At 41.3% G+C, this 21057-nt stretch carries 15 protein-coding genes and 2 pseudogenes; 9 read left to right on the top strand and 8 right to left on the bottom strand.

The genetic code is table 11. The features are described from left to right. Positions 1-20: 20 nt before the first annotated feature. The 5 genes from V7L20_RS10175 to cimA all read right to left on the bottom strand — a co-directional run bounded on the left by V7L20_RS10175 (position 21) and on the right by cimA (position 5914). Positions 21-434, bottom strand: a complete 414-nt coding sequence (locus V7L20_RS10175) for a hypothetical protein (RefSeq protein ID WP_334743958.1) — start codon at positions 432-434, stop codon at positions 21-23. Positions 435-506: 72 nt separating this feature from the next. Next, positions 507-1484, bottom strand: a complete 978-nt coding sequence (gene secF, locus V7L20_RS10170; protein ID WP_334743957.1) for a protein translocase subunit SecF — start codon at positions 1482-1484, stop codon at positions 507-509. Then, positions 1481-2899, bottom strand: coding sequence for a protein translocase subunit SecD (gene secD, locus V7L20_RS10165; protein WP_334743956.1), 1419 nt, complete (start codon positions 2897-2899; stop codon positions 1481-1483). The genes secF and secD overlap by 4 nt, the downstream gene beginning before the upstream one ends. A gap of 137 nt (positions 2900-3036) precedes the next feature. Further along, positions 3037-4020, bottom strand: coding sequence for an alpha-ketoacid dehydrogenase subunit beta (locus V7L20_RS10160; protein ID WP_334743955.1), 984 nt, complete (start codon positions 4018-4020; stop codon positions 3037-3039). Between the two features lie 244 nt (positions 4021-4264). Then, on the bottom strand, positions 4265-5914 hold the full coding sequence (cimA, locus tag V7L20_RS10155; RefSeq protein ID WP_334743954.1) for a citramalate synthase: 1650 nt from the start codon (positions 5912-5914) through the stop codon (positions 4265-4267). A 75-nt stretch (positions 5915-5989) separates the two neighbouring features. Between cimA and V7L20_RS10150 the strand changes: the two are divergent. The 8 genes and pseudogenes from V7L20_RS10150 to V7L20_RS10115 form a co-directional block, all read left to right on the top strand. After that, positions 5990-6329 (top strand): annotated as a pseudogene (locus tag V7L20_RS10150) (2Fe-2S iron-sulfur cluster-binding protein). 16 nt (positions 6330-6345) lie between these two features. Then, on the top strand, positions 6346-6741 hold the full coding sequence (locus tag V7L20_RS10145) for a hypothetical protein (RefSeq protein WP_334743953.1): 396 nt from the start codon (positions 6346-6348) through the stop codon (positions 6739-6741). Between the two features lie 91 nt (positions 6742-6832). Beyond that, positions 6833-8875 carry an FAD-dependent oxidoreductase gene (locus V7L20_RS10140; RefSeq protein WP_334743952.1) on the top strand — a complete coding sequence of 681 codons (2043 nt, stop codon included), beginning with the start codon at positions 6833-6835 and terminating at the stop codon, positions 8873-8875. A 148-nt stretch (positions 8876-9023) separates the two neighbouring features. Further along, complete coding sequence (gene psb34, locus V7L20_RS10135; protein WP_334743951.1) at positions 9024-9203, top strand: photosystem II assembly protein Psb34; 180 nt, start codon at positions 9024-9026, stop codon at positions 9201-9203. A gap of 263 nt (positions 9204-9466) precedes the next feature. After that, entirely contained in the window at positions 9467-11683 is a 2217-nt protein-coding gene (locus V7L20_RS10130) for a tetratricopeptide repeat protein (protein ID WP_334743950.1), read from the top strand. Between the two features lie 581 nt (positions 11684-12264). After that, positions 12265-13011 (top strand): choice-of-anchor K domain-containing protein, encoded by a 747-nt coding sequence (locus V7L20_RS10125; protein WP_334743949.1) that lies wholly within the window; start codon positions 12265-12267, stop codon positions 13009-13011. A gap of 743 nt (positions 13012-13754) precedes the next feature. After that, positions 13755-14471 carry a conjugal transfer protein TrbI gene (locus V7L20_RS10120; RefSeq protein ID WP_334743948.1) on the top strand — a complete coding sequence of 239 codons (717 nt, stop codon included), beginning with the start codon at positions 13755-13757 and terminating at the stop codon, positions 14469-14471. A 1681-nt stretch (positions 14472-16152) separates the two neighbouring features. Next, positions 16153-16797 (top strand): annotated as a pseudogene (locus V7L20_RS10115) (S-layer homology domain-containing protein); the annotation flags it as partial. Between the two features lie 673 nt (positions 16798-17470). Here V7L20_RS10115 and V7L20_RS10110 read toward each other — a convergent pair. Next, positions 17471-18823, bottom strand: coding sequence for a GAF domain-containing sensor histidine kinase (locus V7L20_RS10110; RefSeq protein ID WP_334743947.1), 1353 nt, complete (start codon positions 18821-18823; stop codon positions 17471-17473). Between the two features lie 288 nt (positions 18824-19111). Between V7L20_RS10110 and V7L20_RS10105 the strand changes: the two genes are divergently transcribed. Beyond that, the gene (locus V7L20_RS10105; protein ID WP_041566316.1) at positions 19112-19429 is read left to right on the top strand and encodes a DUF3155 domain-containing protein; all 318 of its coding nucleotides are present in this window, start codon (positions 19112-19114) and stop codon (positions 19427-19429) included. A 552-nt stretch (positions 19430-19981) separates the two neighbouring features. Here V7L20_RS10105 and V7L20_RS10100 read toward each other — a convergent pair. Together V7L20_RS10100 and V7L20_RS10095 are read right to left on the bottom strand one after the other, a co-directional pair. Continuing rightward, on the bottom strand, positions 19982-20512 hold the full coding sequence (locus V7L20_RS10100) for a cofactor assembly of complex C subunit B (RefSeq protein ID WP_334743946.1): 531 nt from the start codon (positions 20510-20512) through the stop codon (positions 19982-19984). 52 nt (positions 20513-20564) lie between these two features. Next, complete coding sequence (locus V7L20_RS10095; RefSeq protein ID WP_334743945.1) at positions 20565-20912, bottom strand: PadR family transcriptional regulator; 348 nt, start codon at positions 20910-20912, stop codon at positions 20565-20567. Between the last annotated feature and the right edge of the window lie 145 nt (positions 20913-21057).

Genomic DNA, 21057 nt, shown 5'->3' with positions numbered 1-21057 from the left:
TATGCAACGAAAAAGAAAATTTAATGACAAACCCACTTCCATAAAGGATGAGTTGGCCCCTGCTGACGTATCCGATAAACTTGTTTTTCTAAACGTTGTTTTTCCTGTTTCGGGAGTCCGAGTAAGATATTTCGACTTTGCCAAACTAAAACAGCAGCAGTCATTCCAATACAAAAAGCTAAACCGAAGGTAGACAGTGGATGGTAGAAGAGTCCATATCGCACCGCTACCCAGGTAAAATATTGTTCCCATAGAGAGATTTCTGCACGTAGACCCCACAAAGAGACAGGCGCAATGGTGAGCCATAAACAGCCCACAAACAGCCACCTGCCATATACTGTTAGCTGGTGTAACCTTTGTACTTGTTGAGCAAAGGATGGGTCAGATTTGTCTAAGTCTGGGACAGTAGTTAATGGTTCTTCGGGTTGATCCATAGGGGAATAAAATTGCAAGGTGTGGGTGAGCAATTCAAAATCCTTTCACCCAATTGTGAAATATATACAAGTTTAACCATCCTGGGAACTAGCAGATGTATCAATCGACTCTGCGTTGTCTAGCATCTGAGATTCACCCCTGCGTTCTCGCCACCAAGCAAGGAGAGTACTGGCGATGAAAATACTTGAATATGCACCCATTGTAAATCCAATAATTAAGGCAAGGGCAAAGTTTCTCAGGGTTTCACCACCAAATAGAAACAGGGAAAATAATGTTAGCAAAACGGTCAACGTGGTATTAATTGATCGCGTTAGAGTTTGATTGGTTGCATCATCAACAACTTTGTCAATGCGATCATTAGGATGTAGATTCAGTATTTCCCGAATGCGATCATAAATGACCACAGTATCTGTTACCGAAAAACCAGTAATAGTCAAAATAGCAACCACGAAAAGGCTATCAACTTCAATACCTACTACTAATCCTAAGATTGAGAAAACACCCAGCGTAATCAAAACATCATGGAACAAGGCAAGAATTGCAATTACAGCATAGTCTACCTGGAACCGCACACTTAAATAAATAACAATTCCAGCAAAGGAGACAACCAGAGCTAATAACCCTTGAGAAAATAGCTGACGACCAAGTATTGAACCAACGGTGTCAATTTGAGTAGCTTTTGGATTAAAAACTCCAATTTTTTCAGTCAAAGCTGTTTGCAACTGGGTGCGTTGTTCGACATTTAATGTCTTTGTGCGAATAGATATTCCCTGTTGTTTTTGACCAACAACTTGGATGCTACTATTATTTAGATTTTGAGCGTCAACTACTTCCCTGACATCAGAAATATTAATCGGTTGAGTGCAGCTGTTTGGTTGTGTACAATCACGTTCAAATTGTAGTCGTGTACCACCAACAAAATCTAAGCTGGGACGTAGTGGTGCGCCTAGTTGTTGCCAAGAAATCACCATCGCTACAATGCTAACGATTATCAGGGTGGCAGAAATTGTCCACCAAAGTCTTTGACGTTTGATGACACTAAATTTCATGACTGCACCTCCGCACTAGACTTAATTGATGTTGAAAGATTGGGACAAAACAACTCTGGCTTACGCAAGTTGGGAAATCCCAATGTTAAAAACAGCAGTGTGCGACTACAAGTAATGGCAGTAAACAAATTTACCCCTAACCCTAGCGCCAATGTCAAAGCAAAGCCTTTAACTAAACCTGCTCCTAAGAAAAACAGTGCTGCACAAGAAATTAATGATGTGACATGACTATCTAAAATGCTAGACCAAGCTCGGTAGAATCCTGACTCTAGAGAACGATATAAAGTTTTACCAGCACGTAGTTCTTCACGGGTGCGCTCAAAAATCAATACGTTAGCATCAACTGCCATACCGATACTGAGGATAAACCCAGCAATACCGGGGAGAGTTAATGTAACGCCTAGTAAAGCGAAGGTGGCATAGGTCAATAGCGCATAGATAATTAAAGAAAAGTCGGCAATTAACCCTGGTAATCGGTAGTAAACTAACATAAAAATTAATACTAACAATAATCCGCCAATACCAGCGTAAATACTGCGTTGAATACTATCTTTACCTAAAGTTGCCCCGACGGTACGGTTTTCAACTATTTCTACTGGTACGGGTAATGCGCCACCACGTAACTGCACGCCTAAGTCATTGGCTTGTTGGGCGGTAAAACGTCCTGTAATCACGGCAGAACCACCAGTAATGCCAGTAGCGGCAAATTCTATACCCACGGTGGGAGCACTAATAACTTCATTGTCCAGAAAAACACCAATGCTACGCCCAGTACCAGCGAGATTTTTCGTCAAATTGGCAAAAAGTTCACCACCCTTTTGGTCGAAGCGAATAGCAACATTCCAGTTGTTACCTTGAGTGGGTTCACCATAGGCATCCTTGAGGTATTTGCCAATTAGTGGTGGATTAGTACTTTCAAACAATTCTGCGATCGCTTGATTATTTTTTTGTAAATCTTCTTGATTCTTGACAATTGCTGCTTTGTCATTACTCTTTCTCAACTCTTCTTGCTTGCCTTTCAATTCGGTTCTAGATGCTTGAAAAGCAATCAGTTGAGTTTCTGTATTCGGTTTTTGGGTGCGAAATTCTAACTGCGCCGTACCGCCTAGCACCCGTTCAGCTTGTTCTGGATCGTTGACTCCTGGTAGTTGCACCAATATTTTATCTGAGCCGACTGTTTGGATCAATGGCTCAGAAACACCCAGACCATTAATCCGACCTTCGACAACTTTCTTTACACCTTCTAATTCTCGTTCGGTAATTTTGGGAATATCTGCTGATGGTTTTACCTGAATTGTAAGCTGTGAACCTCCGCGCAAGTCCAGCCCAAGGGGTATCGGAATTGTGGCAATCACCGTAATCCCGGCGATTATCAGGACTAAAATCAAAATTAATAGCGATCGCTGTCTTTGCATACCATAACTCGCAACTGACAAACGCTATAATAGCGCTCTTTTGAGGAGTTATGAGTTATGAGTTATGAGTTAGGAGTTAGGAGTTGTAAATTCATTAAATTATTAACTCCTCACTCCTAACTTTTCCTTCCTAACTTTTAAACTCGCAACGCTACCATTTTTTCCACAGCTTCCACTATTTGCTCTGGTTGGATGATTGTTAGCCGTTCCAGGTTGCCGTTGTAAGGCGTGGGGATATCTTGGGAAGAAAGCCGCAGTACTGGCGCATCTAATTCATCGAATAAGCGATCGTTTATTGAGGCGATGACTTCTGCTCCAATACCCGCAGTTCGCATCGATTCTTCTACAACAATGACTTTATGGGTTTTGCGTACTGATGCACCAATAGTATCAAAATCTAATGGCTTGAGAGAGATTAAATCGATAACTTCTGGATCGTATCCTTGTTTTTCAAGAGTTTTTACTGCTTGTAGCACATGATGCCGCATTCGAGAATATGTAATAATTGTGACATCTTTACCTTGACGCACAATTTCTGCTTTATCTAAAGGTAGTAAATATTCTTCTTCTGGTAAATCTTCTTTCAAGTTGTAAAGCAAAACGTGTTCAAAGAACAACACTGGATTATCATCGCGGATAGCGGATTTTAGTAGTCCTTTAGCGTTTCTTGGTGTGGAGCAGGCAACAATTTTCAACCCTGGCACAGCTTGGAAGTAAGTTTCTAGTCGCTGGGAATGTTCTGCACCTAGCTGCCGTCCGACACCGCCAGGGCCACGAATTACCATCGGAATTTTAAAGTTACCGCCAGAAGTATAGCGCAGCATCCCAGCGTTGTTAGATATTTGGTTGAAGGCGAGCAGTAAAAAGCCCATATTCATGCCTTCAATGATCGGACGCAACCCTGTCATCGCTGCTCCCACTGCCATGCCGGTAAAGCTATTTTCGGCAATGGGGGTGTCTAAAATGCGGAGTTCCCCATATTTCTGGTACAGGTCTTTGGTAACTTTATAGGAACCGCCGTAATGTCCAACATCTTCACCGAGAACGAACACGCTTGAATCACGCGCCATTTCTTCATCAATGGCTTCCCGTAGGGCGTTGAAGAATAATGTTTCTGCCATTTAGACCTTTTAGTAGGATTATAGTTTTAGAATTTTATCGTGCTGCTGTCGCAAATACGGTGAGCGATCGCACTAGTTAGAGTTTAGGTTGTTTAAATGAACCGCTTAAGCATAGAGCGAGTAATTGCCATAACTATATCAAAGCTATTTTCCCGTTAGCGAGAGGTAATTTAGAAGCTGGAATTACCTCTTGCTACAGCTAGGTTCTCATGTAACCTCCAATACACAAACATAGTGACTTTGATTAACTAGAAGCTTTCAAAGCTGCTTCTGCTTGGGAGTGCAACAACAAACCATATTCCAAGCCTTCCACCACCGCTTGATAAGAAGCCTCCAAAATGTTGGTAGAAACCCCTAATGTAGTCCAGCGTTGACGACCATTGCCCGACTCTACCAACACACGAGTTTTCGCCGCAGTACCCGTATGTCCGTTAAGAATCCGCACCTTGTAATCTGTCAAATCAAAGGTTGCTATTTGGGGATAAAAATTCACCAAAGCCTTGCGTAAAGCTGCATCCAAAGCTGCCACGGGACCGTTACCTTCCGCCGCTTCCAGAATATTTTTGCCGTCAACAGCAAGTTTAACCGTAGCTAGGGCATTGCTAGCTTCTTTCCCCTCAATCAAGTCACAGTGCACTTGAAAACCTTTAACTTCAAAAAACTTCTGGCGACCTCCCAAAGCTTCGTGCATCAGTAGCGCAAAACTGGCCTCTGCTGCTTCAAATTGAAATCCTTCACTCTCCAAATCTTTGAGGCGCCGGAGAATTTGCTTGGCTTGTACCTTGAGTTGGTCGAGGTCAATTCCAAAACTGCGGGCTTTGGCTAAAACATTGCTAAGTCCAGATTGTTCAGAAATCACGATGCGGCGATGATTCCCGACTTGTTCCGGCTGAATGTGTTCGTAAGTCAGGGGATTACGTTCTACGGCTGATACATGAATACCGCCCTTGTGGGCAAAAGCCGAAAGTCCCACAAAGGGAGCGTGTTCATCTGGCGCGAGGTTGACCACCTCACTCACAAAACGACTAGCTTCTGTAAGTTGTGTTAGCTGGTCTTCTGTGATACAACTATAACCCAGCTTCAATTGTAAATTGGGAATTAACGAACAGAGGTTGGCATTACCGCAACGTTCACCGTAACCATTAATTGTCCCCTGTACCATCTTTGCCCCTGCCATCACGGCGGCTATTGCGTTAGCAACCGCCATTTCCGAATCGTTATGAGTGTGAATTCCAATTTGAGGGACTGGGGATTGGGAAGAGTCTTTCCCAGTCCCCAGTTCCCCAGTCATACCTACCACATCTTTAACAATTTGGCTAATTTCATGAGGTAAAGTGCCACCATTAGTATCACAAAGGACTAGCCATTCAGCACCAGATGCGATCGCAGCCTCTAATGTCTGTAAAGCATAATCTCGATTGTGCTTGTAACCATCAAACCAATGTTCGGCATCGTAGATAATTCGACGCCCTTGAGAACGGAGGTACTCAATCGTGTCACGAATCATCGCCAAATTTTCTTCTAATGTCGTCTTCAGGCTTGTTGTGACATGTAAATCCCAAGACTTACCAAAAATCGTTACCCAGCGAGTCCCCGCAGCCAAAATATCCTGTAGCATCGGTTCGGTTGCAGCAGTGGAATTGGGGCGTCGAGTCGAACAAAAAGCGACAATTTCAGCAAGTTTTAGCGGATCTTCTTGGAGTTGCCAGAAAAATTGTACATCCTTGGGATTAGCACCAGGCCAACCCCCTTCAATAAAGGGAATTCCCAGTTGATCGAGTCTACGAGCAATGCGTAACTTATCTTCTATCGATACTGATAGCCCCTCGCGCTGAGTGCCATCTCGTAATGTAGTGTCATAGAGCCAAAGTTGAGGTGAAGAATTTGTGGTCATAAAACTGGGACCGACGAGACAACTTTCGAGGCAATGTGTCAATATACAACAAAACGCCAGTTTGGCAATTAAAAAATGCCTAAGGTACTAGCTCAAGGTAAAACAATTGAGTGTGTAAGCAAAAGCAATCTCCGAACAATTTTGCTGCAAAATGGTATTGACCTCTACAATGACGGAGCTAAGGTAATCAACTGTCAGGACATTGGCAGTTGTGGAACCTGCGCGGTTAAGGTAGAGGATGAAGTATCAGCAGCGAATTGGCGCGATCGCTCACGGCGTTCGCTTCCTCCTCATTCTCCTACAACAGACTTACGTAAGAAACTGCCAGACTCAGGTTTTAGGCGATGTGAAAGTGACAAAGTTTGATGGATTTTGGGGACAAGGTTCTCGAATAGTGTGGACACCAAAAGGTTAAAAAGGAGTAAGACAAGATGGGTAGATGGACACCCTTAATTTTAATGGCTGGAGGTTTAGCCATTCTGCTTGGTACATTACTGGGCATCAACTTTCCGATGGGCGTACAAACCGCTAATGCTCCTAGTGACAAAAAATCACAAGTCCTACCAGCTAATATCAATGTTAATAGCAGTGCTGGCAGCAAGAATGAAGAAACTGCAACTGAAGGAAATGAAACAACTGAAACAAACGCAAACAGACGCAGTATAGTAGCTCCAAGACCTGAGAACAGGAGTAACGTTGCTCAGAATACTTCTGAGGACTCAACATCACCTTCTGATACTACAACAGACAACAATACAGATTCTTCACAAACAAATACGCCCAGCAATACAAATCAAGGCAACGAACCAATTCGCGCCTTGTGGTAACGATAAGATCCGTCTATGTTACGAGTTATAAGTTATAAGTTATGAGTTATTAGTTATGTACTAATGACTAATGACTAGTGACTAATGACTAATGACTAGTGAGACTGTAATTATTGGTGGCGGCGTTATTGGTTTAGCGATCGCCATTGAGCTAAAACTGCGCGGGGCAAGTGTCACCGTGCTTTGTCGTGACTTTCAGGCTGCTGCTACCCACGCTGCTGCTGGGATGTTAGCACCAGATGCAGAAAAAATCCCTAATGGGGCAATGCGTTCATTGTGTTGGCGATCGCGTGCTTTATATCCCGACTGGACGCGCAAACTAGAAGAACTAACCAGCTTAAATACTGGCTACCGTCCTTGTGGTATCCTCGCACCCGTTTTTGAAGAAAGCAGGGGAACAGAAGAAAAAGAAGAAGTCCTCTCCTGTGCCCCTGTGTCCCCCCGTCCCGCGTTATGGGTTCCTGCCATAGACCTCTGCCCCTCTGCTAGCGAAGAGTCTTCGGCTTACTGGTTAGACAAAGAAGCAATTCATCAATATCAGCCAGGATTGGGAGCAGAGGTAGTTGGTGGCTGGTGGTATCCTGAAGACGCACAAGTTGATAATAAAGCTCTGGCTCACCTATTGCGGACGGCGGCTGAGTCTGTTGGTGTTAAACTAAAAGACGGGATTACAGTAGAAGGATTTTTACAGCAGCAAGGACAAGTGGTTGGCGTGCAAACCAATGCTGGAATAATTCGCGCCGCGCACTATGTTTTAGCTTCAGGTGCTTGGTCAAATGAGTTATTACCAGTACCTGTGCGTCCCAGAAAAGGGCAAATGCTGAGTGTGCGGATACCAGAATTTGCGCCGGAATTGCCCTTGAAGCGGGTTTTGTTTGGGCAGGATATTTATATCGTACCAAGAAGCGATCGCCTTGTGATTGGCGCAACCAGCGAAGACGTTGGCTTCATTGCCAACAACACCCCAGAAGGCATTCAAACATTACTACAAGCTGCCATCCGGCTGTATCCCCAACTCAAGCATTATCCCATCCAAGAATTCTGGTGGGGATTTCGCCCAGCCACCCCCGATGAGTTGCCCATCCTTGGCTCTAGCCACTGTCAAAATTTAACCCTTGCTACAGGTCATTACCGTAACGGGATTCTACTTGCACCTGTAACAGCCGCATTGATTGCCGATTTCATCTTGGAACAAAAGTCTCACCCTCTACTTGCTAATTTCCACTATTCACGCTTCCAGTCCAAGCCATTTACCTCTACCCCAATGCTGACTCACTCTGCCAATTTCTCCAACGGGAATCGTCCTGCCATATTGCCACAGCAGCCACAACTCCCCATTCAAGACTCACCACTAATTATTGCTGGTAAAACCTTCCAATCGCGTTTGATGACTGGAACCGGGAAGTATCGCAGCATTGAAGAAATGCAGCAAAGCGTCGCCGCCAGTGATTGCCAGATTGTCACCGTGGCAGTCCGACGGGTACAAACCAAGGCCCCTGGACATGAAGGTTTAGCTGAAGCCTTAGATTGGACAAAAATCTGGATGTTGCCTAATACCGCAGGTTGCCAAACTGCTGAAGAGGCAATTCGAGTGGCGCGTTTAGGGCGAGAAATGGCGAAATTGTTAGGGCAGGAAGATAATAATTTTATCAAGTTAGAAGTAATACCTGATCTTAAGTATTTACTCCCAGATCCAATTGGGACGCTGCAAGCCGCAGAACAACTAGTTAAAGAAGGCTTTGCAGTATTGCCTTATATTAACGCTGACCCCATGTTAGCCAAGCGTTTAGAAGAAGTAGGCTGTGCTACAGTAATGCCTTTAGCATCGCCGATTGGTTCTGGACAAGGACTAAAAACAACCGCCAACATCCAAATTATCATCGAAAATGCGGGTGTGCCAGTGGTGGTAGATGCTGGAATTGGTTCACCCTCAGAAGCCGCTCAAGCAATGGAATTGGGAGCAGATGTTTTGTTGATTAATAGTGCGATCGCACTTTCTCCCAACCCCCCAGTAATGGCTCGTGCTATGAATTTAGCAACAGTTGCCGGTCGTTTGGCATACCTTGCTGGCAGAATGCCTATCAAAGACTATGCCAGCCCTAGTTCACCTTTGACAGGGACGATTACTAGTTAGGGAATGGGGACTGGGGAATAGACAGACAAGGGAGACAACGGGAATAACCAATCCCCAATCCCCAATGTAACGATTTGTCTAGCAGTTTGAGGGCGGATCTAGCATTTATGTAACATTAAATGAACAATAATTATAAAGGAATTAATTCATGCCCTATACAAACGAAGAAGGCGGCCTTCTAAATAATTTTGCTCGGGAACCAAAGATTTATCAAGCAGAACCCCTCACACAAGGCCAAAAGCGAATTTATCTTTTACTAGGAATCGCTGCTACAGTTCTGGTTGGCGGCTTGATTCTAGTTGCTTTCTTTGTTTCTAAGAGCGGTTGATCACAAAAATTTTTAATAAAATTTAATTTTCTTGATACTTTTTCAGGTTCCGATTTTAAAAGGAGCCTGCTTTTTTATTTTTTGTTAAAATTGAATTAGAAATTAGAGTATAATTATATACTATTTTATTTTACTAAAACTGAAAAGCTCAATTTATCCTAAGCAGCACAGCATTAGGTTAAAAATCATTTCTATGATGAGATTAGCCCACTTGGATACGCCGAGAAAGGTAATATGTATTGTGTTTTGGCTCTTTAGCCGCCATGAGCGTGAATGATACTAGACAAAGTGATAATTATACTTGGAATCGGCAAGTATACCAACGATTGAAGCTTGCTCTGAGTCTTGGCTTACGACGACAACTTTTTTTATTAGTATGTGATGATTTACACTTGAGAAATCAAGTAGCGACTCGTTTGCATTCTACATTGGCTTATCCTATTGGACAAGTGCTATCTCAACCATCAAATGCCCAGGAAAATAGCACTTTAGCTTATCCGCGATTAGTTACGTTGCGTTTGAATTTAAACGATCCCAATCCCATACTTCAAATAAATCAATGGTTGGCAAACTATCCACCGCCAATTGTTGGAGCATCAAAAGATACCCCTGGAAGACCTTTTCCAATACCAGCATTTCAGATTGTCGGCGTGGAGCATCTCACTAAGCAACCAGTCGCTACACAACGGTTATTTTTGCATCATCTCCGCTTAAGCGAACAATATTTCTCTGGACAAGAATCTAGCCAATTCTTTGAATCTAACTTGCTGTTGTGGATACCGCGTCCTTGGTTATCTGCTATCAAGCAATCAGCACCACAGTTTTGGCGTTGTCGGACTGGCGTATTTGTGTTTGCCGGAGAACCCACACCAGCGACTCAGAATTCAGGTTATCCAGAACGTTTTTCTAGTCCCAGAAGCTTGGATTTAGGCTATATTGATAAGTCGATTGTAGATGAATCAGTTACCCAAAAAGAACTCAGAAACACAGGTAACAAGTTCAATTTGAAGACTAATTCCGATTTTTCGGCAGAAACACAAGGGAATGGCGGATATAAAACCCAGGAAGTTTCGCCATCAACAGCTGATTTATTGAAAGCTGCGCCACCACAACAGCAGGAATCTAGTAATAGGTCTGGTAGCGGAAATAATAATCAATCGCTGTCGTCTTTATCTCATATTAGTAGCGAGTTAACAGAGCTAGTAATAGCAACAATAAATACAAATATTGCTCAACGTACAGAGGATTACTTACAACCGCAGCAGCTTTTGTTGGAGATTGAAGAATTACACCAAAAGCAAGTTCCAGGAGAAGTACTAGCAGAAGCTTATCATCGCTTGGGCAGCTTATACCGTCTTCGTATTGAGCAAGGAGAGTCAACCTTAGAAAATCTGATGGTGGCAATTATTGCCTATCAAGAGGCAATTAGCTACGACGAAACCTCACCACAACTCCCAGATATCTTAAATGATTTGGGTACACTCTACTGGATACTATACCGTACACCGCCCAATTCTGAGGAAGGACAAACTTATATAGAGCAGGCAATAGAATTTTATCAGTTGGCGTTAAAGATGATCTCGCCCCAGACACATTCAGAAACTTACGCTCGTGTGCAAAATAATTTGGGGACAGCTTATGGTGATTTAGCTCGTTTTTCTCACCCATCTGAAAATTGGCAGCAAGCAATTTTAGCTTACAATGAAGCACTTAGCTACCGTACGGCCGATATGGACTCATTAAAGTATGCGGCTTGCCAAAACAATTTGGGTACTGCTTACTGGCATTTAGGGCAATACAACCAACCGATTGTGCATTTAAAGAAGGCGATCGCAGCTTACAACGAAGCACTTATACACTACAACCCCGAACAGGAACCACTCAAGTATGGCATGATTCAAAACAACATCGGCACCGCCTGTTGGAATCTAGCACAATACGAACAACCTACCCAAAATCTTCAGCTAGCTATAGATGTCTACACCGAAGCTCTCAAGTATCGCACTCCAGCCAATGTTCCTAGCGCCTGCGCTGCTACACAAAACAATCTCGGTACTGCCTACTGGCATTTAGCAAACCTATCTCAGACAACTAAAGAGGTACGGCAAAAATATCTGCAACTATGTATCAGCGCTTACGAAGAGGCCATAGCCTTGGCTGACTCACTTAGCGGTACTCCTTTAAGTTTTGATTTGCTTGCCTCTTATAATAGCTTGGGACTGGCACATTATCAGCTAGTAATAGATCAGTCATTTAATGGTGACAAAGCAATACGTTCTCAACACCTAGAAGTAGCATTAGATAAGCATTTACAAGCCTTAAACGGATTAAGCAAACAGCCCGAAGCTTATCAAACAACCTTTAATTATATAGTGAAAACTATTCGTGCTTTTCATAATGAATTAGGCATACAGGGACAAAATCTGGCTTTATCTAAAGTTCCTAGTCAGTTGTTGCCAAAGATTTTGTCAAAGCTATAAAGCATATACCGAAAACCCTTGAAAAAGAGGGAGGGGAGATAATGGGAAAAGAGGACAAGGTGACTTGAGTGAAAACTTGCAACGAATTTTTCCCCTTGTCTTCTACCCTACTCCCTTAGCTTTCAATACGGTTGAGATAAGCTTTTTTCTCCTCCCTTGCCTACCTCAACGCATAAATTTCTTAACTGAACCGTATTGCCTTAGCTGTTGTTCAAATTCTTAAGATTCGGTTGGAATTACACGCTTTTTTATCCCTTGCAGTTGGTTCTCCTTGAATTTGACCAATGAATCACATTCGTCTCAATAGCGCGGGGATTGTAAAAAAAAGTAACTTTATATTGACTTGACAATTTATTGAAGAACCAAGTAAGGTAACGATCGCAATTACTTTTTTACTAATTACAAATTAGTAAAACATTTTTTTGTAACATCATAACCTTAACTTAATAAAATAAATTTTTTAATAATATTTTGTAATGTCTAAATTCAGTAAGATATCAGCGCGTTTTAAGTAAATTTACTAGTTTAGACTGAATATATAGTTTAAAAAAGCTCCAAAATTAAATTTGGATACTTAAGTTATGAAACTAAGTTTGGTTTTTGCGACTGCTATATCTAGTTTTCTTATGGGTGCGACCATAGCACTTGGTTTCTCTGACCAAGCAGATGCTTTAACTTTTTCTGGTATTTTTACTGGTAGATGGGGAGAACCTAATCCAGGAAACACCGATACAAATCCCAATCCCATATACACAGGTGTGGGAAACAACACATTTACTTGGGGTGATGCTAATGTGTGTTTACCAAATCCCAATCCTGCTAGTAAGTGTAGAATAACAGCCCCAAATCAACTTACCTTTACGGGAAATTCGTTTTCAACTGATATTAACTCTGTATTCAAAATAGGTGATTTAGCTTATTTTAATGGAACGGTAGTTAATGGTACAAGCGTTGAAGATGTACCCTTAAATCTTAATGTATCCTTCAGCCCCCCCGTTGGAATTAGCCAAGTTTTTGACTTCAAGTTACATCTAGTAAATACACTTAATAAACTAACAAATTCAGAAGAAGAGAATGCAGATTTTGTATTTATAGACGAAAACTTGAGTAATCCCACTTTTACCTTTGAAGGCAATAAATACACGCTTGAAGTAACTGGTTTTAATCCAGAACTTCGCCAAATAAGTATTGAGGCTCTTGAAGGAGAGACAACTAAAACAGCTATTTATGCCAAAATCAAAACAATACCTGAACCGACAACAGTAGCAAGTCTATTCCTTGTAGGGATGTACCTGATATCTAGTAAAAAATTGCTGGAGAAGAAATAGTCAGAGCTTTATACCAATTTAATGTAAAGCTGCACTAAATGAGTAACTCCTATTCTTGGCGCTCTTCTCTAACGAGACGCTACCCGTTGGCAAAGCCTCTTGCAGAGAAGGCGTACTTGGTTCACCAGCGCTGTAGGAAGGTTTGCCACCGTAAGCCACTGGTGTTAGTGCAGCGTAAAGCCTTCTCTTCTCCTATCAAAGACGCTTTGCTCCCGCTTACTTCCATAAAGTGGTACTGCATAGCAACGCTATGAGCGACAAAGGAGTGTCACCCGAAGGGCGGTTCGTTTAATATTCTGTGCATCTTCATAAAGAATTGGTATTAGCCCTCTTTTGTCACTTTCGGCAGAGAATAATCTCAAACCCTTGTTTTTACGTTTTTTTTGTAACAAGGTAATTTCAATGAAAAAATAGGGATGTGATCGCTCAATTCTTGATTATGTCAGAGTCTCAAGATAAGGATAATATTTTTCTCTCCCCAGAGTGACAAAAGAGGGATTAGCTGTTAAAACATCTGCTTGTGTTCGCCCTTGAGGATGCAATTACACTAGAAAATCTTTCGGCTCTAAAACGAGGTTTGTTGCGGTTCTCGTACCTATGAGAAATCCTACCAACGTTACGCCAGTTTGCTCAACCTCTTAAGGCGTCCACACAAATGGCTCCTATAGTTTCATAAATTTTAGAAACAAACTCAGTGAATCCACGTCATTCAATACATCGCATACACAAAGGTTTACCCACTTATGACTCGCCTACATCAATGGAAATCTGGCACTGCTGCGCTCATGGCAATAGCCGTTACCACAAGCGTGACTGCCCCACTGTTAACTTTAGCTCCTGCTAATGCACAATACAGAATTGGGCAAGACAGAATTGGGCAATATGGAAACGTTACCATTCCTTCTGGGGTTGCTTTACCTGTTACCTACGAGAAAGAGACAATCACTATTGCTCCTGGGCAAACTAAATCTTTGACCTTGAGAATAGCAAATGACATTATTGACAGAAATAGAAATGTCTTGATTCCCGCCGGTACTAAAGTAAATGGACGACTAGAATCTGTTGACCTTGATAGTTATTATTCAAGAACTACAGATGATAATCAAGGAAAAGGTGTGCGGTTTGTAGCTCAAGAATTAGAATTTTCTAATGGTCAGCGTCAGCCAATTAATGCAAGTTCTCGCACATATACCACAACTCAAAAAGTTTCGCAGGGGCCAAGCACAGGTCAAGTTTTGACTGATGCAGCTATCGGTGCTGGTGCTGGTATTTTAGGTTCACTAGTGACTGGTAACCGCAAAATTGACGATTTAAAACCTGTTCTTGGTGGGGCTGCGGGTGCAGGAGCAAGTGTGCTGTTGAGGAAAAAACAAGGAAGTGCCTTTGTTCTTAGACCCGCACAGGATTTGAAGCTCACACTGAATTCTAACTTAAATTTAGTACCACAATCCCGCTACTAGATTTAACTCAATTCAAGTCGTGATTTTAATTACCCCTGATAGGCGATCGCAACTTTAAATGTACTGGGCGATCGCCTTAAATTTTCATAGTAAAAAATTATATTTAATAGCAACTATTCTACCTCTATATTGTCTAAATCATTATTAATATTTATTAGAATCCTGATTTAATTGCGTGATGTGGGAAGTTAGGAAAATCATCTCTATTTTCTTCTCTATCCAAAAGAGTATTCAAAATTACGTAATATCCTGATATTTTTGTTAAATAGTGGCAATAAAGGAGCTTGTGCTTGTGGAAATTCGACGTTTCGGTATAGGCGCATATCTTGCAATTCCCGTAGTATTAATTATTTTAACTCAAGGACAAAAGATAAAAGGATTTTTATTTCAAAATTCCCATCAGGTATCCACTAATAAGGAAATGAGCCTATCTAACAACCAGCTAATTAGCGCTAATTCAAAACCGAAAACATACTATGTTAGTGGTAGTGGAAACGACAAAAAGAGCGGACTCTCTACTTCATCGGCATTTAGGACAATTCAAAAGGCAGCAGACCTTACTAACCCTGGCGATACAGTATTGATTATGAACGGCGTATACAAAAATATAGCCAAAGCTGGGAGTGTAGTAAATATTAAACGTTCTGGAACTGCAAATGCATGGATTAGGTATAAGGCATATCCTGGGCATTCCCCAAAAATTCAACACAATACATGGAATGGTATTCTGATTTCAAATGGAGCTTCATATATAGAGATCAACGGGCTGGAGGTCATAGGGAACAATGCCAATATCACCCTTGATTATGCGATGAGTCAGAAGACTAACAAAGTAAACCCACTGACTAATGGAAACTGCATCAACATTGACGGACGAACCAATGGTCGTAGTCATCACATTCGGATTGTGAACAACAAAGTGCATGACTGTGGAGGAGCAGGTATTTCAGCGATTCAATCCGACTATGTCACAGTAGATAATAACGTGGTGTTTAATAATGCCTGGTATAGTGTTTATGGTAACAGTGGCATTTCAATGTTGAACAATTGGAATTCTGACAATAACCAGGGATATAAGATGTTTGTTACCAACAACAAGAGCTACAACAATCGAATGTATATCCCTTGGATAGCAGTCGGAAGGATCACAGACGGAAATGGCATCATTATTGATAATTCAAGAAATGGTGAGAGAAAGTTAAACTTGAGTCCATATACAGGACGTACTTTAGTTAAAAACAACCTTTCATATAATAATGGTGGTTCCGGTATTCATGCATTTTTAAGCGATCATGTTGATGTTGTAAATAACACTGCTGTTTTAAACAATCAGAGTGCAGAAATTCAAGATGGGCAAATATTTGCTAATAATTCATCCGATGTCAAAATTTTAAATAACATTCTCTATGCATATCCGGACAAGCCTATTAACACTAATTTTAAAACTCAAAACGTTAGTTATGACTATAATATTTACCTTAATAGTTCTAAGATAAGTGTTAAGGGACCTCACGATGTTGTTGCCGACTCAGAGTTTTTGAATAAGCATCCCACTATAGAAAAAATATATAGTGATTGGAACTCAAAGCTAGATAAACAAAATCCGCCAACGCGGAATGTAGAGTCTAGGTCGGCAAGCATAGTTTGTGAACCAATAACTTATACTGTGCAAAATAAACCCATTCAAGCAGGATGCTCTCCGACATCTTCGGCTCAAACTGCTAATTCATCTTCGGCTCAAACTACTGCTTTTTCTGATGTTTCATCTAACTATTGGGCGGCACAATTTATTCAACAATTGTCACAGCGAGGTGTTATTGCCGGATTTCCTGATGGTACTTTCCGCCCTGAACAACCTGTGACACGCGCTCAATTTGCCGCTATGATCGATAAAGCTTTCCGAAAATCACAGCAACGGCAGGTGATCGCTTTTTCTGATGTGCCTAGTAAATATTGGGCATCCAGTGCCATTGGGCAAGCCTATAGTATTGGTTTCTTAGCAGGATATCCTGGTAATCGCTTTCAGCCTAACCAGGCTATTCCCCGCCAGCAGGTTTTAGTTTCCCTCGCCAACGGTCTGGGATATACTTTTGGTGGCAATACCCAAAGCACTCTGAGGTATTTCAACGATGCCTCTAACATCGCTAGCTACGCTCGTAGCCCGATCGCAGCAGCAATAGAGAAACAAATTGTGGTGAACTATCCAAATGTGAAGTCCCTAAATCCAACTGCAACTGCTACTCGCGCCCAGGTTGCAGCTTTTATCTACCAAGCACTGGTTAGTTCTAATCAAGCCCCAGCAATTAATTCGCCTTATGTCGTGTCAAACCCTAACAATTAATTGCCTTATGTCGTAACTCAATTCAAGTCGTGATTTTAATTACCTCTAATAGGCGATCGCCACTTTAACTATAGTCGGCGATCGCCTTCATTTTTAACCCTAAAAAATCTATTTTTCAGCAACTATTCAATCTCTCTATCGTCTCACTCAATATTCATATTTTCTAAAATACTTAAGTAAATCGGTCGGAAAAAACACAACTATGTTAAGAAAAATAAATGAGGGTAAAACCCTCTTTCCTCCTGCTTTCTGCCTCATCCTAACGATAAATATTTACACCGATCTACTTATTTAATATCGTTAATCGATAATGAGTTTATTAAACTTTTTCCTTTTGCTAGCTCTGCTGGCAGGTATTTTCTGATTTTTAATAGCTTATACCATTTCACAAAAAATATGAGCCGAATGTAGGTTGGGTTGATGGACGAAACCCAACATCTCATACCAATTCTGTATAATGATGCGCCAAATTATATAAGGAACGAACCGCAAAGACGCAAAGGACACAAAGGAAGAAAGAAAATTTGGCGCAGCCTCATAAAGAAATGGATCAAAGTATTGTAATTGTTGGGTAACACTAAAGTTCAACGTTTAATTGAAAACTCTTAACTCCAAATTCCTAACTTTAAACTCCTAACTCCTCACTCCTCACTCCTAACTAACTTCCAACTTTCGGCAACCAAATAATAAATGTAGTTCCCGGCGCATTAGGTGAAGTTAGCTTAGAGTTGATTGCAGGGCTGAAAACCTCGATTTCGCCCTGCATTTGCTCTATTAATTGTTTAGCGATCGCTAACCCTAAACCAGTGCCGGGGATTTCTGTTTGCGCTTGTACACCCCGATAATGCCGTTCTCCAAGATGTTTTAAATCCTCAGGGGGAATGCCGGGTCCGTTGTCACTAATGACAATTCCCTGAAAATTAGCCTTTTCTTGCCCCGCCTGAATCAAAATTTTACCCCCCGTAGGAGTGTATTTCAAAGCATTATCAATAATGTTAGTTAATACCTCTCGTAATGCTTTGACGTTGGCACGTACTAGAGGTGAATTTTGTTTAATTTCAGTTATTAGTTTTAGCTTTCGCTCTTGTGCGATCGCTTTGGCTGATATAAATAATGGTTCTAATATATCTGCTAACGAGCTATCAACTGCTTTATCTCCTGTTCCCGGCAATAATAACGGCGGTTTAGCGTCTTTTTGGATAGTTGCTTCCACAAATACTTCTTGGGGGAGATGTAGTGATGCTAAATCTGCCTCTGTTAAGTCAATTACTTGATCAAATTGTTGCAGCAATTCTTGCAGGCGATCGCTTTCTCGCACAATACTATTTGCTACATTTCGGTTGGTGTCTGCTGGTCTAAGCCTTTTTAATAGCAGTTTACCAAAAGTCCGCAATGCCGTTAAAGGGTTACGAAACTGATGCAACAAATTATCCAGCAAATCTCGCTGTTTTTCTTGGAGAACTTGTTGCTCATGTAACTGCTGCTCAAACCATGCTCGCCGTTGATCTAAAATACAAGCGATCGCCAGTGTTTGGGCTATCCGTTGAATCTGACTTTCCTCGTGTTCATTCCATACCCGATCTTTCCTACCCGTCACTAATAACCCCATCATCACACCCTCATAAACCAGAGGTAAGACTATTTGGTTACCACTAAATAGGTATTCCTCTTTTAGATGAGGTTGAGACGCATCTGGTATCTCAGACTTCGATGACGAGGTTGGAGATTCCGATCCTGCTGTCAATAACCTTCTTTGTTGATTGGGTAATATAAACACATTTTCAACTTGAAGTTGTTTCTGTACTGTCGGTTCAGTAGTCTTTTCCCCTGGTACTAATAATGCAGTTTCTGGGTAAATTACCACAGGAATCAGTTTGGCCTCACCCAAAGGAGTCTCTACCAATTCTTGTGTCAGGTACACAATACTTAAAGTTGCTCCCAGCCCTTGGGTTAGCAGCGCTATTTGCTCTCGACATAGAGCAAGAAAATCGGAACTGGCAGACATTAACATTTTTTAGCTTTTGCTCAATATTACAGATTTTGAGGCATCATAATTAAAAGAGGATACTTAGTTTTTACCTCACCCATTTAATAAAGCTTAACTAAAATCTTTTTAGTGATGGTTTGTACCAAGGGATTATATCCGAATGGTAGTTTTGTTTTCCCTATCTCTAAAGATATTAATTTTTTTAAATTAAAAGGTTAAAAACTATTGATATTTTGAACTAGAACTTATATAATGACGACGGATTTTGTAGCTATCACTACAATCTATAGCTTGAAAGAGGAGGACAGTAGATTGGCAAGGAGACGCAAAAGGAAGAGTCGTCGTCGTCAGGAAGGACGGCGAATTTTGGAACATGTGCCTCAATATAGCATCGAAAGTGGCGAAGAAAAACCTGTGACAGCAGCGAGAAGATTTATTCAAGCTGAAGGTATTTTGCCACCTGCGTTGCTACTCGTAAAGCGAAATGAACACACCACAGACCGTTATTTCTGGGCAGAAAAGGGACTCTTTGGTGCTCAATACGTAGAGGAAAACCATTTTTTGTTTCCTAGCTTGAGGGTGTTAGAACCTTCACCAGGTCAAGAACCTCTTGCTTTAGCTAGTCGGTGAACCATAAACGATCATCTCGCGCATTGAATGTGGCTCCTGACTATCATTAACTGGCAAATTTGCTAAGTTTATGCAAAATTTAATTTTTTTTTAGTTTGGAGCTGATCTGCTTTTTAAGGCTAGTCCAGGTAGTTGGAAAATCAACTTGTGTCAAACCACGCTAGATTGCATGGATTAATACTAGTACTGTAAGGCAAAAGTCAAAATTCAAAAGTCACTCATGCTTTAATTTTAGGCTTTCTGGCTGTAATGAAATGGTAGGTTTATTTCCGCCGACCTGTACTAGTGTGAATAGTACACAAGGAGTAGGTATAGAGGCAAGCGCCTGCAAAAGCGCTAGTGAAGTTGCGCTCTTATGCCGTAAATTGTTAACCAAGCTCTGTCAACAAATTTAAGTTAATGAATTTAAATTTTTCCCCACGACTTGTGTCGTGGGGAAAATTGACAAAGTAGAAGTCTTGATTTCCTCCTTCCTACTTTCCATTGCCCAAAGAGTATGTCAGGTCAGAAGTCTGCATATCATAGTTAAGAGATGGTTATAAAAACCAACAATTATTCACCAGCCTTGAGGTGTAGAATCCTTTGTAACTCGCTGAGTTCATCTCGATGGGCAACTACAGTGATTTTACTTGAGGATGTTTGTTTGCTCTGAGTTGATTCTACTTTGAGCGACACCTTCTCAAGTCTTCCAGATTTTTTCCAATAAAATAGACCACTTAAAGGCGACAGCAGTACCATAGCCAGAACAAAGGTACTGAGGTTAGGAAAAAGCAGGTATACGACTAGTGATAGACAAACAATACCAGTCGCTGCCAGCAGAGTTAAAAATATAGCTAAAAACCAACTGGGGCGGACATTACCTTCAAAAATCACTCTGTTTTGTTCTCGGTCTACCTCTGCCACTCGGTAAGACCGCGAGCGAAAATACTCTTTTAATTGAGACATTAAAGCAGCTTCGTCTTGCTCAGATACCAGTTGTGCTGTTTTTATGCGGTCTTTAGTCGAAGCACGAATAAAGAAAAACAGCCCAACTGATAACAACAAGGTGAGCAGGAACGTAGATGGCAGAATAGCAGTATCCATAACTAATTGTTATTGTTTGACTGGAAGAGACTTATTCATTATCAATTATTCGTTACTTTATCCTCCTGTTTACGTAGTCAAGCCATTGAAAAGCTAAATCCTGCGCTTGAACTTGCCATTCTGGAGAAACTTGGTACATTCGCCTGGGGCGTCCTCGTCCTTCGAGTTTCTTCCAATATCCAGTGATTGCCCTTTCATCTTCCAGAAATTTGATTGCACTATAAAGTACGGTATCTGAAAGCCTATAGGTTGGATATTCAGTTTCTAATTGCTCAATTAACTCGGTTCCGTAAGATTCACCTTGTAACAAAACAGACAGTATGTAACAAACTGCTACTTCCTGACAAAGGTAAGTTGGCGGAGGATTCTCAAAGAATTGATATATATCCTCAAGTTTCATGGTTAGTGAATGGCTAAAAAAATGCCTTAAGGTAGGGTCTACAATCCTTGTAGTCAGTATATAGTGCTACTCTAAGTGAGTAATATATATAAAGCTACTTAGACTAGATATCCATTGCGTAAATAAGAAATAATTACCCACGCCT

The sequence above is a fragment of the Nostoc sp. genome, from assembly GCF_036916735.1.
GTDB lineage: Bacteria > Cyanobacteriota > Cyanobacteriia > Cyanobacteriales > Nostocaceae > Nostoc.
Note: the sequence above shows the minus strand (reverse complement) of the source record. Positions and strands in the feature narration are given on the sequence as shown.

What these genes read in the sequence shown, in the direction of transcription:
- V7L20_RS10175 (WP_334743958.1), bottom strand. Translation starts at nt 434, where the DNA reads ATGGATCAACCCGAAGAACCATTAACTACTGTCCCAGACTTAGACAAA.
- secF (WP_334743957.1), bottom strand. Translation starts at nt 1,484, where the DNA reads ATGAAATTTAGTGTCATCAAACGTCAAAGACTTTGGTGGACAATTTCT.
- secD (WP_334743956.1), bottom strand. Translation starts at nt 2,899, where the DNA reads ATGCAAAGACAGCGATCGCTATTAATTTTGATTTTAGTCCTGATAATC.
- V7L20_RS10160 (WP_334743955.1), bottom strand. Translation starts at nt 4,020, where the DNA reads ATGGCAGAAACATTATTCTTCAACGCCCTACGGGAAGCCATTGATGAA.
- cimA (WP_334743954.1), bottom strand. Translation starts at nt 5,914, where the DNA reads ATGACCACAAATTCTTCACCTCAACTTTGGCTCTATGACACTACATTA.
- V7L20_RS10145 (WP_334743953.1), top strand. Translation starts at nt 6,346, where the DNA reads ATGGGTAGATGGACACCCTTAATTTTAATGGCTGGAGGTTTAGCCATT.
- V7L20_RS10140 (WP_334743952.1), top strand. Translation starts at nt 6,833, where the DNA reads ATGACTAGTGAGACTGTAATTATTGGTGGCGGCGTTATTGGTTTAGCG.
- psb34 (WP_334743951.1), top strand. Translation starts at nt 9,024, where the DNA reads ATGCCCTATACAAACGAAGAAGGCGGCCTTCTAAATAATTTTGCTCGG.
- V7L20_RS10130 (WP_334743950.1), top strand. Translation starts at nt 9,467, where the DNA reads ATGAGCGTGAATGATACTAGACAAAGTGATAATTATACTTGGAATCGG.
- V7L20_RS10125 (WP_334743949.1), top strand. Translation starts at nt 12,265, where the DNA reads ATGAAACTAAGTTTGGTTTTTGCGACTGCTATATCTAGTTTTCTTATG.
- V7L20_RS10120 (WP_334743948.1), top strand. Translation starts at nt 13,755, where the DNA reads ATGACTCGCCTACATCAATGGAAATCTGGCACTGCTGCGCTCATGGCA.
- V7L20_RS10110 (WP_334743947.1), bottom strand. Translation starts at nt 18,823, where the DNA reads ATGTTAATGTCTGCCAGTTCCGATTTTCTTGCTCTATGTCGAGAGCAA.
- V7L20_RS10100 (WP_334743946.1), bottom strand. Translation starts at nt 20,512, where the DNA reads ATGGATACTGCTATTCTGCCATCTACGTTCCTGCTCACCTTGTTGTTA.
- V7L20_RS10095 (WP_334743945.1), bottom strand. Translation starts at nt 20,912, where the DNA reads ATGAAACTTGAGGATATATATCAATTCTTTGAGAATCCTCCGCCAACT.